Consider the following 12884-nt stretch of genomic DNA (forward strand, 5'->3'; position numbering starts at 1 on the left):
CGCCGGCGCTCACATTTTCGTATTCATTCATAACGTTCGTAATATTCATCTCGTCATCTCGCGTCGCACAGGCCGCCGAGCCGGACTGCCAGCGGATGAAGAGGAGAAGCCAACGGGCCTCGGCGCAAGGTCCAAGGCGAGCTCATAGGCGTCGCCGTTGCGCGGGCCGTAATAGTCCTTAAGCGTTCCAATCCGCTTGAAACCAAGTTTGCCATACAGCCCGATTGCGGGTTCATTGCCGACCCGCACCTGCAGCAACATACGTCTCGCACCACGTCGCCGGGCCTCGTCAAGCAGGGTTCGCAGCAAACGCTCGCCCACACCTTGACGCTGGTGGTTTCGCGCGACATCGACGGTCAACACCTCGGCCTCGCCCTGCGCGCACCACATGCCAGCGTAACCTCGCATGAGCAGCGTGGAAGTATCCGGATTCTGGCGGGTTTTCAAAGTGTCGCCCGCGGCAGATTCCGGATTTGTGATATCCCGTTTCGCGCGTTCGTTGCCGCTGATTTCCTGCTCCGAACACTGACGCTCATCGATGACGTCCGCGAGATAGGCACGATCGGGGGCGTGGAATTCGCCGGCGATCTCATCGGCGCTCCACGCGTCCTCGCCAAAGAGATCCGCGTCCAACGCCGTGGCCTGGGCTAGTGCCCACGTCGAATCGAGCGACCGCATGTCCACGATCATCGACGCCCCTCGGCCGCCTTGGTGGCGCCGTCATGGTTGAGGACGTGCTTGAGCGGATTCGGCACCGACACATCCGGCCGGCGCAGATACAGCGGTTCCACCGGACCGTTGGCCTTGATGGCCTTGGCCGCGAACTCCTCGTCCGTGAGCTTTTCGTCAGAAGATTGGGAGACGTTCTGGCCGTTACGCTCCCCGGATTTCGCCGACGCCAAAGCGCAGTCCATGAACATCTCGAGCCCCGCGCTGCCCGCGTCAAGCGCCGAAGCGTCGATGATAGAGCCGAGGTCTGCACCAAGAGCTTGCCACTGCTCGGCGTATTTCTCCGCGCCATGACCGACGACATCGATCACATACGACGCGCCATCATCGGCTTGATTCAAGGATTGCACTGCTTCGGTGACACGTTCAGCGATATGCGCCGGATAGTCGATGTCCATCGGAATCAGCGGAGCATCGGTATTCGACACATCGCCATCAGTCGCCTTGTCGTCGTATAGCGCGAAGTACAGCTGACGGCGGCGGGCGTCGTTGACGGCCAACGTGAGGTGATGCGCCGAAGCGGTGGATTCGGAAGTAGCCACAGTGGCGAGGAACGGGCAATCGCGAAGTGATTCGTCGCCGGCCCGCCAGAGACGCATCATACGGTCTTGCACCGCGAGGATGTCTTGGCCGAGCAGCTGCGCGCCGGTGGCGAACGCCAGCGCCTTGGCCGCCACGACGCCGGCCCGCAACCCGGTGAACGGCGCGGGGCCGATACCCACGACGATGCGGTCGATGTCGTTGGGCTTGAGCCCGGCCTCGTCGACCGCCCGGCCGATGTTGACCTGCAACCGCTCGACGTGCGTGCGCGAGTCGGTCTCGACGATCGGCTCGTGGCCGACGACGCCGACCGTCGAACCGTATGAAGTGTCAATCACCAACGTGTGTGTCATTAATCCCCTCCGATGCACGTTCCAAACCCGTCTTGTCCCCTTGCTGGAAAGGGCGGAGTGACCGGAACGATGCCTGTAATGCTGTTGCCACTGTACAACCCGCCGCTAACCGTCGAACGGCCGTGCGGAACCACGATAGTTTCCCACGACACGTCACCTTGCGAATGACATATCACACGACACGACGAGATGAACGCGGCGCTTGCGGAAATGGAGAACCGATACCATGTGCCTCCGCAACTTCGGCCAAGCAAAGCCACCTAGCGCTCAATCGGCGTTCAATCGCCCAATGAAACCGCCCCAGCGTGGCCCGCACGGCACGAATCTCACGGTGCGCATGCCATCGGCCGTCAGCGTGGCGGAATCATCGTCAGCGTCACCGTCGGCCCCGCTCACGGTCTCATCCAAGGCCCTGTCGATATGGACCTCGAGCCGTTCGGGCGCCAACGCGGAGGCCATCTGCTCGCCCCATTCCATCAGCACGACGCTATGCTCGCCAGGATCCTCAAGCTCCTCGTCGAGGCCCAACGACTCAAGCTCGTCGAGCAGCCGGCCGACGGTGTCCTGCCCCGGCGCGTAATCGTCGCCACCGAGCCGGTAGGCGTCGACGTGGATGAGATGGGCCGGCGAACCGTCGGCGAAACGCCCGTCAAGCTCGCGGGCGATGGTGAAGGTCGGCGAGACGATGGGCTCCTTGATCTCAAGCCCCGCGCCGAAACCTTGGGCGAACGTGGTCTTGCCGGCGCCCAACGGCCCGGAAAGCAGCAACACGTCGCCGCCGCGCACGAGACGTGCGACCCGGGCTCCGAGGTTCTTCATGGAGTCGCCGGTCGGCACCGGCAACGTCAGGCAATCATCCGTCATTTACGACACCCGTCCTTTGTGGCTAATCAGTTCGATGGACCGCTCCAGCGCGTAGAGCGGGTCGCCACCGTTGGTTTTGTTCTGCTCGTCGGCCCAGGCAAGCGTCTCGACGCAGCGCGCCAGACCGTCGGAGGTCCAGCCGCCCAACTGGCGCATGGCGTTCTTGAGCACCCAGGGGTTGATCTTCGCCTCGGCGCGCGAGATGACGCCGGCACGCACGGCCGACGCCTTGGCCAGCGTCCTGAGCTTCATGGCCAGGGAGCCGACCAACGCGATGGGGTCAGTGCCCTGCTCCACGGCGGCGCGCATGTCGATGATGGCCTGCGCCCCGTTGCCCGCGAGCGCCTTGTCGGCCACGGCGAACCCAGTGACCTGCGGGTTGGAGTTGAGGTATTGGTTCACCAGGTCCAGGCCGATCGGGTCGTCGTCGAAGTCGAAGCACAGTTGGGAGCACATCGCGGCCAGCTCGCCGGTCTGGTCTCCCAGGACGGCCACCAGCTGTTGCGCGGCGGCAGGGTCGACGCGCCGGTGCTCACGTTCGAAGCGCCTCATCACGAAGCCGAGTTTGGCGTCGGCGCGTTTGAGGTCAGGCACCTCCGGCTTGGCCGCGCCCGCTTTGACGAGTTGGTCGACGATGCGCTTGCCTTTGGGGCCGCCGTCATGTTGGGCGATGACCACGCTCTGGGCGGTATCGTCCCTGCCTTGCTGCTTGCAGTAAGAGACCATGGTCTCGCCGAGTTCCTCGTCGGCGTTCTGGATGTGCCGGACGATGACGATGGCGGTCGGACTCAACAACGATGGGCTCACGGCCTCGTCGAAGTCGTATTGGCTGGCCTCGCTGGCGTCGAGCTCGATGACCTCGGCGTCGGGGTCATGTCTCGCGGCCGCCGCCTTGAGGTCGCGCACCTCCTGGTCGTTGAGGTACGCGTCGCCGCCCATGACCACGGAGAACCGTGGCGTCTTGTTGGTCTTGCCTTTGGCCATGCCGCCTCCTTCCGTCGTTTGTCTTTGCACGAACCGCCTATACCGTCCGCGCGATGCCGACCGATATGAATCCGATTGCTGTATTCAATGTCGCGTCATCGGTGGACATCACCACCGACGCAAGATTCCTGAATCAAAGCAGGAACAATGTAAACCCAACATTCTTCTCCTTTCCTTGTTTCCAGTTTTCATATCAATCCGGTCCGATACAGTCCGAATCCCCGTCGGGATGAAGATGTTCGAACATTTGTTCGGTCTCCTTCATCCACACCCCTGCCTTCGCCTTGATGTCGGGCCTTACTCGGGAGCCGATGGATGATTCGCCGGCTCTTGTCCCGTTGAGCACCCAGCGCGTCGCGGCCCGCACCAGCAACACGACAGCCACCTCGGCCGCCACCACCGCAAGTGAGCCGAACACCCCTCCGGCCCATGGCATCGTGGCGCTTTGCCGGGATCCGATGGTGTCGGCGCACCAGCACATCACCACCGTTCCACAACTCGACGCCCAGGCGAGACAGAACGCGATACGGGGAGCAATGCCTGCGAACAGCAAGGCAGCGAGACCGGTCAACGTCGAGAAATCGACGAATGGCGCCACGATGAGGTTGGCGGGCACCGAGAGCAATGGCAGCTGAGGGTCCATGAGCACCTGTATCGGCAGGGTGAAAAGTTGGGCTGCGAGCGTCACCGCAACGCCCTCGGCGAGGAAACCCGGCAGCAAACCACCAAGCCATTCGGCAAGACGCGAGGCGCACAGCACGATGCCCAGCACCGAGGCGCACGAGAGCGCGAACCCGAAGCTCCTGGCCATGCGTGGCTCGACCAGCAGGGTGATGATGGTCGTCCAGCTCAGTGCGCTTAGAGCCTGCGGCCGTCTGCCGACCATCCGCGACATCCCCACGATGACGCCCATGATCAGGGCACGCAGCACCGAATCCGAGGGATACATGGCGCTGGCGAGCGCCGCATAGGCCAGCATGGTGAGCGTAGCCACCGGCTGCCTAGGCAGAAGGACCAGCGCACAGCACCGGGCCACCAGAGACCCGATGAGGGCGAAATGGCCTCCGGAGACGGCCATCAGGTGCATGATGCCGGAATCTTTGAAATGACGTTCCAACAGCGTGGCGAATGTCCCGTTGACCGGCTCGCGGGTGGTGGGTCCCATAAAATCCTGGCCCAGCAACCCGATCGTGAGCCCCGGCACGAGCACACGACCTTGTTCGGAAAGCCCCTCGGTGACCGCGAAGAACGAGCGTTGCATCCCCGAAATCACACGTTCGACCGGCGGGGCCCTCGCCACCACACGCACCGGCCCGTCATCGGCGGTCAGCGACAACGGGCGCACGCCATATTTTGCCTCCTCGAGTTTGCCGGAGAGGGTTATCGTCTCACCGTTGTTCAGGCGTCCGCACGTCGGCTGATCGGCGTAGACGGTCAAGGTCGCGTTGCTGCCAGTCACGACGCCCTCGCGCCGCACGTTCTTCAGCCTCGCGTTGGCCTGGCAGTCGGCCTTGAACGAGTTGGAGGCGGTGATTGGAGACGTGAGTCTCACCTCTGCCCCGACATCCGATTCGCCGCTTCTGGCGAGCGCCACAGCCGAATCGCGGAACTCCATGTAATCGCCGGCGATGCAGGCCATGCATGAGACCGTCATCACGCCCATGAGCAGCAGCGCCCATAGCCCGAACGACCGCTTGGGCACACTCGCCAACAGTTCCAAACATTGGCCGACGGTTCCCGTTCGCCGTGAATCTGATCGACCTCGCGACTCCTCCTTGACCGACGATTGATAGCGATCTGATTCACCTGCGAGCGCCCGCTTCCCTTCACAGTTTCCATCACTGCCACCCAAGGCCTTCCACAGCCGACAATAACGCCGCCCCAACCAGATGAGCACGCCGAAAGCAACCAGCATGAGTGCGATCAGAGGAAGACGGGCCATCCATAACGACCAAGTGGGACTCGAACCCGGATCCGACAACGAAGCCAAAAGGTGAGGCTGCTCCCGGGACGAGACCATGTTCGAGCCAGAACCGCCAACGCCTTCATCTTCTCCGGAGCCTTGCCCGGTCCATTTCTTGAACCAGGTATGGGCGGCAAGCATGGACACCCAAACGCACAAGGCTATGGGCAGCATGCGCCAGTCACGGCTCCCCTGTTCACGTTGCTCGTACGTTGATCGCGCATCCCTCACGCGAAGTCGATGACGTCCCAATCTCGACTGATCACGGCGTGCACGTATAGGCAGTTCTTCACCATTGGCCTGCGCTTCGCCCCATCCACCACCACGCATCAGACGGTCACCTGCCCGCGCATCTTCTCCAGAGTCTTCGGGCCGACGCCACTGACCTGCTGCAGCTGATCGACGCTGGTGAAGGGCCCGTTGGCGGTGCGGTAGTCGATAATGCGCTGGGCCATCACGGGGCCGACGCCCTTGATGGTCTGCAGACGCGTGGCGTCGGCGGTGTTGATGTCGACCAGCGACGAATTGGCCGTTCCGCCTACACCTGATTGCTGCGGAGCTTGAGCAACATTGGGATTCGCCGCCGACGCCGACGAGGCGCCGGCCTTCGATTTTGATTTCCGTGACTTGCTCTTGTTTCCGGAATGAGACGACCCTCTGGAATCATCCGCGCCACTCACGACCGACGTTGTCGCCGACTCCTCCTTGGCGAAGTTCATGGTCTGCTGCACCAGCATTGTCAGACTCGCGCACAACGCTACGGTCAGCACGAGGATGGCGATCAGCGCGTGGGTCGGTTTGAACAGCAACCGCGGCAGACTACGGGCCTTCTCATGTCGTGGCGAACCATCTTGCCCGTCATCCGGTTTGGCATGTTTACGTTCGACGACCCCTCCGCGAGGCACAAGTTCCTCATCCTCGTCGTCGATATTGCTTACGGTATCTGCTGCGGAATCAGATTTTTCAGCTTGATCCAACTTGAAACTTGCCACGTATCGCTCGTCATCATCGTCACGAACATCAGCGATATCACCACTATCGTGGACGACATCATCACCATCACGAACGGCATCATCGCGAAAACCAACCTGTTCGGGTCTTTCCGTATACCATTCGAGACCATCATCACCCACCGGCGCATCGCGCGTCTTGCCCGCGATCACGGCATCGAAATCGCCGGTCGGAACCGTCCTTGAACGCGAGGTCATTGACAAAGCTGGCAAAGGATTATCGGGCAACGGCGGCAGACCAAGCCTAAGGATTCCCTCGTCCACCGGCGACGCGGAAAGCTTACTATACGACGACAGCGTGCTCGCTTCAGCCTTCCGCCGCGACGGCAGCTCCAGCTCGTTGGCCACCCAGCCGTCGTGGCCATGTTTCTCGCCGAAAACACCGTCTCCAGTCATGCTGGCAGCATTCGGCAGGCGCAACCGCTCCATCACGTCGCCGCGTCCACCATCGCCGTTTCTCAGAAGATTCAAAGTGCTCATGCATTCCAGCTTGCACGAACACCGCCGGAATGAAAAGCCAAAACGGGTACTGTGGTCGAACGGTTGGGGTTATCCACATTTGAGGCGTGTCGCGTATAGCAGCCATGTATTCCTGGTCAAAAAGGCGCAAGCCAACGCTTCAGCAACGTCATATATCCTCCAGTCCACAGACGAACTGGAACTATCCGACCGCTCACACATACTCAGTGCAGCAAATCAACCATTCCACAAATGGACTGGAATAATAAAGCCACTGAGGCCCAATCACCATACGAAATCATCCAGTCCACACACGCACTGGAACGATACACTCACTCACACCTGTACAGCGAAGCAAATCATCCAGTTCAAGCATGGACTGGAACGATCGGGACGCTGAAATCCAGTCACCATCGAGAACATCCAGCCCACAGGTGAACTGGAACGATACACACACTCGCACCCGCTCAGCAGAGCAAATCATCCAGTCCAGAAATGAAATGGAACGAAACGGCCGCTGAAACGCAACCAGCGCACGGAAGTGTCCAGTTCGCTCAACCAATACATGAGCTGGATACTTCCGTGCGCTGATAATCGCTCTATGGAGCCCTATAGCCTCGATAAGCTCAACAAACTCAACAAACCAAACCGCCCGTCGAGTTCGCCAAGCCCGCCAGCCACTACTCGCCAGGAACGATGGAGACGATCTTCGGGGCCTTGACGATGACCTTGCGTGGCTCCTTGCCACCCAGACGCGCGGCGACGACCTTCAATGCCATCTCCTTGAGCTCGTCGGGGTCGATGGAGGGGCTGACCTCGAGCTTGGCGCGGACCTTGCCCTTGATCTGCACCACGGCGGTGACGGTGTCCTCGCCCATGTAGCGCTCGTCGGCCTTGGGCCACGGCTCGTGCGCCAGCGACTCGGCGTGCCCAAGCTTGGCCCAAAGCTCCTCGCAGATATGCGGGGCGATCGGCGAAAGCATGAGGATCAGCGGCTCGACGGCGGCACGCGGCACGGCCTTGAGGCCGGTCAGATGGTTGTTGAGCACGATGAGCTTGGCGATGGAGGTGTTGGGGCGCATGTGCTCCATCTCCTCGGTCACCGCGGCGATCGTGTTGTTGAGCAACTTGAGCGTCTTGGCGTCAGGCTTGACGTCGGAGACGGTGACCTCGCCGGTGTTCTCGTCGACAACGTTACGCCAGAGGCGTTGCAGGAAGCGCATGCCGCCCACGACGTTGCGGTCGTTCCACGGGCGGGACTCGTCGAGCGGGCCCATGCTCATCTCGTAAAGACGGAACGTGTCGGCGCCGTAACGCGCGTACATGTCGTCAGGGGTGATGATGTTCTTGAGGCTCTTGCCCATCTTGCCGAACTCGCGGTTGGCGTGCTGTCCGCGCCAGGTGAACGTCGGCTCGCCGGACTTGTCGGCCGGGCCCTCCTCCACTTCGGCGGCGGGCACGTACTGGCCGCGGTCGTCGGTGTAGGCGTAGGCCTGGATCATGCCCTGGTTGAAGAGCTTGTAGAACGGTTCCGGGGTATCGACGTAGCCCAGATCGAAGAGGATCTTATGCCAGAAGCGCGAGTACAGCAGGTGCAGCACCGCGTGCTCCACGCCGCCGACGTAGAGATCGACGCCGCCGGTCTTGCCCGATTCCTTGTTGTGGTTCGGGCCCATCCAGTACTCGTATTCGTCCGAATCGACCATGTGTTCGGTGTCGCCCGGGTCGAGGTAGCGCATGTAATACCAGCAGGAACCGGCCCAGTTGGGCATGGTGTTGGTGTCGCGGTAGTAGGTCTTGGGGCCATCGCCCAAATCGAGCGTGACCTTGACCCAGTCAGGGTTGCGGCTCAACGGCGCCTCGGGGTTGCTTTCGGCGTCCTCCGGGTCGAAGGTCTTCGGGCTGTAGTCCGGCACGTCGGGCAGGTTGATGGGCAGCATGGAGTCGGGCAGCAGGTGCGGCACGCCGTCCTCGCCGTAGACGATCGGGAACGGCTCGCCCCAGTAGCGCTGACGGGAGAAGAGCCAGTCGCGCAGACGGTAGCTGACGGTGCCTTCGCCGACACCCGCGGATTCGAGCCACTTGTTGACTTTCTCGATAGCGTCGTTGACGCGCAGGCCATTCAGATCCAGCTTGTCGCCCTTCGCCGAAGTGGAGTCGGTCGAGGAATTGATGACGATGCCGTCGTGGGAGACGAACGGCGCCTTGCCCTCGTAATTGCTCAGGTCCTCGCCGGAATCAGGCAGCGGCTTGACGGTGTAGATGACCGGCAGGCCGAACTTCTTGGCGAAGTCGTAATCGCGCTGGTCACCGCCAGGCACCGCCATGATGGCGCCGGTACCGTAGTCCATCAGCACGTAGTCCGCGGTGAAAAGCGGGAGCTTGTCGCCAGTGATGGGGTTAACGGCGTAGAGGCCGGTGAAGAGGCCGGTCTTCTCGCCGCCCTCGTCGACGCGATCCTGCGCGGTCTTGGATTCGGCCGCGAGACGGTAGGCCTTCATACCCTCGGCCGGCGTGGTATAGCCGCCCTTCCAGTCCTCGGGCGTGTTCTCGGGCCATGCCGCGGGAACGTGATGGAGCAGGTCGTGCTCGGGCGAGACCACAGCGAAGGTGGTGCCGAACAGCGTGTCGGGACGAGTGGTGTAAATCTCCATATCCCGCTCGCCGTCGGGGGTATCGACCTTGAAGTGCACGGAAGCGCCGTGGGATTCGCCGATCCAGTTGCGCTGCATCAGCTTGACCTTCTGCGGCCAGTCGATGATGTTGAGGTCCTCGATGAGGCGGTGACCGTAGGCGGTGATGCGCATGGACCACTGGCGCAGCTCACGCTGGAAGACCGGGAAGTTGCCGCGTTCGGACTTGCCTTCGGCGGTGACCTCCTCGTTGGCGAGCACCGTGCCCAGGCCCGGGCACCAGTTGACCGGCGACTTGGAGATGTAGGCCAGACGGAAGTCGTTGAGCACGTCGGCCTGTTCGGCTTCGGTGAGCTGATCCCATGATTTTCCGGAATCCTCGAATCCGGGGATGGCTCGCTTACCGCTCTTGAACTGGTCGATCAGCGTATCGATATGACGGGCGGAGCCCTTGCCGCCGTCGGGACGCACGAAATCAGGGTCGTACCAGGCGTCGTAGATGCGCGAGAAAATCCACTGCGTCCAGCGCATGTAGCCGGGGTCGATGGTGGCGAAGGTGCGGCGGTTGTCGAAGCTCAGACCCATGCGGTGCAGCTGGCGGCGCATGTTGGCGATATTGGCCTCGGTCGTGACGCGTGGGTGCTGGCCGGTCTGCACGGCGTACTGCTCGGCAGGGAGGCCGAACGCGTCGTAACCCATGGCGTGCAGCACGTTCTCGCCCTTCATGCGGTGGTAGCGGCTGACCACGTCGGTGGCGAGGTAGCCCAGCGGGTGCCCGACATGCAGGCCCTTGCCGGAGGGGTACGGGAACATGTCCATGGCGAAATACGGGGTGCGTCCGTCGGCGTGCTTGCCCTTGCCGTCGGTCAGATCACCCTTGACGTTCGCGGCCCAGAAGGTGCCCTTCTCGTCCCATGTCTTCTGCCATTTCTCTTCGATGCCCTGCGCCATCTTGGCGTTGTATCGGTAGGATGGCTCACTTGATGAATTGGCGTGGCCGTCCACGCTCTGCTCGTTGTCACTCATATCTCGAAATTATCGTGGCTCAACTGGACACAGGTGGCCACTTTTCCACACCTCGGTCATGTCGCCGTGAAAAAGGCCATTCCCCGGGGCTGCAACCCAAACCAGTGGAAAAAGCGCCAAACCACCCTCAAAAAGGTGCTTATTCCCGCAGTATCTCTCCGACCAGTGGGAAAAGCATCAAAATCACCCGAAAAAGGTGCTTATTCCCGCAGTAAGGGCCCGTATAGCAGTGGGGGCTCAGGACGCGTCGGTGGGATTCAACGAGGGGTCAGGGCGGTAGCCGATGGTGCGGAACATCGTGTCGGCGGCCTTGCGCCACGAGCCGTCCTTGGCCATGTCGCCCAGGATGGTGTCGATCTTGGCGGTCAGCTCGCCTTTGGATTGGCGGATGGCGACGGCGTGCTCCACCACCGCGACCTGCGGGAACATGGAAGCAGACCCATCAGGAGAAGGATTCGCGGCCGACCCGCCATCCGCCGGAAGGGTGAAGGCCGAAGAGTCCAGCACTGTGATGCGTCCATGCCCGTCGCTCTGCACAAGCCCGTTCAACAGCGCGTCGTCGGCGCTCACGGCGTCGGCCTCGCCGGCGATGAGGGCGGTGAGGCACTGCTGGTAGGTGTCGCGCGTCTGAAGCACCGCCCCGGGCAGGTATTGCACGAAACGGGAGGTGTCGACGCCGGCGCTGGCCGTGCAGACCTGCCGGCCGGCGAACGAATCACGGTCATGGAAGAAGCGTTTGAGGCGCAAGGAGACCATCAGCCCACGCGAGACGCCCAGATATGGCTTGGACACACCGATGCCGTCGTCCCCCGATTGCCCCGACACGCCCATGCCCGCGGGCAGCGCCGCGACCAGCATGTCGGCCTTGCCGTCCTTGAGAATCGAGGCGCGCTGGCCGGGGGCGACGGGTTTGAAGACGATCTGCTTGTTCGCGTAGCCGAGTTTCTTGGCGACGTAACGGGCCACGTCGATATCGAAGCCTGAATAGCGGCCCTCGTGCAACAGCCCCAGCCCGGGCTCGTCGCTGGGGACGGCGATGGCGATGGTCGGGCCTTGGGGCACGTTGGCGGATTCGGGCGCTTCGGCACCGCAGCCCGCCGTGGTCAGCAATAACGCCACACCACACAACGATGCCGCGAGCGCGCGCAAGCCAGAACGACCAAATCGCCGGAACCGCCTGCTCATTTGAACAGCTTCGATCTGGTCAGCCACCATGTCGCCAGCGCGGTGATGACCAGCGAGATGACGATGACGATGACGAAGCCCCACTTCGAGGCGGTGAAGGGCATGCCGAGCATGCCGGTCTGGAAGTTCATGCCGTACATCGAGAAGATGAGCGTGGGGATGGAGATGATGATCGAGATGATCGTGAAAATCCTCATCACGTTGTTGAGGTTGTTGGAGACGATCGAGGCGGAGGCGTCGGTCATGTTCGCCAAAACCCCGCTGTAGATGTTGGCCATCTCGATGGCCTGCTTGTTCTCGGTGATCACGTCGTCGAGCAGGTCCTCGTCCTCGGGGTACTGCTTTAGGTGCGTGAGCGAGTTGAGCTTTTCGGTGACGCGCAGCTTCTCCATCACGATCTCGTTGGACTTGAGGCTGGTGGTGAAATAGACCAAGGTCTTGGAGAGCTCGAGCAGCATCAGGATCTCGCGGTTCTGCATGGAGTGCTGGAGCTTCAACTCGAGGTTGTCGGAGTTGCGGTCGATGATGCGCAGGTAGCGCAGGTACATCGTGGCGTTGCGGTAGAGGATCTGCAGGACGAACCGGGATTTCATATAGGTGTTGAACCCGCGGATCGTGCCCTCCATGAAGGGGTGCAGCACCGGCGTGTCGCGCATGCACACGGTGATGATGGCGGTGTCGGTGACCACGATGGAAAGAGGGATGGTCTCGTAGTGGTCGCGGCCGTCGCGCTGCTCGACGGTGGGGATGTCGACGATGATCATCGTGTAGTCGTCCTCGGCGTCCACACGCGAGCGCTCCTCGTCATCCAGCGGGGCCCGCAGGTCGGCGAGGTCGACGCCGGTCTCCTGGGCCACGGTGGTCAGCTCGACGTCGGTGGGGTCGGAAAGGCACAACCATGAGCCGTCTTCCGGTTTGTTGATCTGTTCGACCTGCCCGTTGATGGTATTGAACATCCTCAACATGTCTGCCACCCGCCTTTCGCGCTATCGCTGTACGGTCCCCGCGGGAGGCGCCGGTTCTGCCGCCGCCCTGGCCACCCCTGGCCCACACTCCCCTACCGCCGTCCATACAGATGCGATGGAACGGCGAACGGAACGCGGCCCAAGGGATTCCCGCATTCAAACCCAAAATTCAA

Annotated in this window: 9 protein-coding genes; all 9 read right to left on the bottom strand. The window is 62.0% G+C overall.

What is annotated here, in order from left to right:
* Window positions 1-45: 45 nt before the first annotated feature.
* The 9 genes from OZY47_RS04685 to OZY47_RS04725 all read right to left on the bottom strand — a co-directional run bounded on the left by OZY47_RS04685 (window position 46) and on the right by OZY47_RS04725 (window position 12711).
* A complete protein-coding gene (locus OZY47_RS04685; RefSeq protein ID WP_277177201.1) occupies window positions 46-690 on the bottom strand; it encodes a GNAT family N-acetyltransferase in 645 nt (214 codons plus the stop codon).
* The gene (gene tsaB / locus OZY47_RS04690; protein WP_277177202.1) at window positions 687-1622 is read right to left on the bottom strand and encodes a tRNA (adenosine(37)-N6)-threonylcarbamoyltransferase complex dimerization subunit type 1 TsaB; all 936 of its coding nucleotides are present in this window, start codon (window positions 1620-1622) and stop codon (window positions 687-689) included. Before tsaB ends, OZY47_RS04685 begins: the two co-directional genes overlap by 4 nt.
* Window positions 1623-1889: 267 nt before the next feature.
* The gene (gene tsaE / locus OZY47_RS04695; RefSeq protein WP_277177203.1) at window positions 1890-2486 is read right to left on the bottom strand and encodes a tRNA (adenosine(37)-N6)-threonylcarbamoyltransferase complex ATPase subunit type 1 TsaE; all 597 of its coding nucleotides are present in this window, start codon (window positions 2484-2486) and stop codon (window positions 1890-1892) included.
* On the bottom strand, window positions 2487-3470 hold the full coding sequence (gene holA, locus OZY47_RS04700; protein ID WP_277177204.1) for a DNA polymerase III subunit delta: 984 nt from the start codon (window positions 3468-3470) through the stop codon (window positions 2487-2489).
* Between the two features lie 193 nt (window positions 3471-3663).
* Window positions 3664-5190 carry a ComEC/Rec2 family competence protein gene (locus OZY47_RS04705; RefSeq protein ID WP_277177205.1) on the bottom strand — a complete coding sequence of 509 codons (1527 nt, stop codon included), beginning with the start codon at window positions 5188-5190 and terminating at the stop codon, window positions 3664-3666.
* Window positions 5191-5762: 572 nt separating this feature from the next.
* Complete coding sequence (locus OZY47_RS04710; protein WP_277177206.1) at window positions 5763-6923, bottom strand: helix-hairpin-helix domain-containing protein; 1161 nt, start codon at window positions 6921-6923, stop codon at window positions 5763-5765.
* A 659-nt stretch (window positions 6924-7582) separates the two neighbouring features.
* Window positions 7583-10561, bottom strand: coding sequence for a leucine--tRNA ligase (gene leuS, locus OZY47_RS04715; protein ID WP_277177207.1), 2979 nt, complete (start codon window positions 10559-10561; stop codon window positions 7583-7585).
* A 237-nt stretch (window positions 10562-10798) separates the two neighbouring features.
* Complete coding sequence (locus tag OZY47_RS04720; protein WP_277177208.1) at window positions 10799-11671, bottom strand: transporter substrate-binding domain-containing protein; 873 nt, start codon at window positions 11669-11671, stop codon at window positions 10799-10801.
* 71 nt (window positions 11672-11742) lie between these two features.
* Window positions 11743-12711, bottom strand: a complete 969-nt coding sequence (locus OZY47_RS04725) for a magnesium transporter CorA family protein (RefSeq protein WP_277177209.1) — start codon at window positions 12709-12711, stop codon at window positions 11743-11745.
* Window positions 12712-12884: the final 173 nt, after the last annotated feature.

The organism is Bifidobacterium sp. ESL0790, assembly GCF_029395435.1.
GTDB lineage: Bacteria > Actinomycetota > Actinomycetes > Actinomycetales > Bifidobacteriaceae > Bifidobacterium.

What these genes read in the sequence shown, in the direction of transcription:
- tsaB (WP_277177202.1), bottom strand. Translation starts at nt 1,622, where the DNA reads ATGACACACACGTTGGTGATTGACACTTCATACGGTTCGACGGTCGGC.
- OZY47_RS04710 (WP_277177206.1), bottom strand. Translation starts at nt 6,923, where the DNA reads ATGAGCACTTTGAATCTTCTGAGAAACGGCGATGGTGGACGCGGCGAC.
- OZY47_RS04725 (WP_277177209.1), bottom strand. Translation starts at nt 12,711, where the DNA reads ATGTTGAGGATGTTCAATACCATCAACGGGCAGGTCGAACAGATCAAC.
- OZY47_RS04685 (WP_277177201.1), bottom strand. Translation starts at nt 690, where the DNA reads ATGATCGTGGACATGCGGTCGCTCGATTCGACGTGGGCACTAGCCCAG.
- leuS (WP_277177207.1), bottom strand. Translation starts at nt 10,561, where the DNA reads ATGAGTGACAACGAGCAGAGCGTGGACGGCCACGCCAATTCATCAAGT.
- holA (WP_277177204.1), bottom strand. Translation starts at nt 3,470, where the DNA reads ATGGCCAAAGGCAAGACCAACAAGACGCCACGGTTCTCCGTGGTCATG.
- tsaE (WP_277177203.1), bottom strand. Translation starts at nt 2,486, where the DNA reads ATGACGGATGATTGCCTGACGTTGCCGGTGCCGACCGGCGACTCCATG.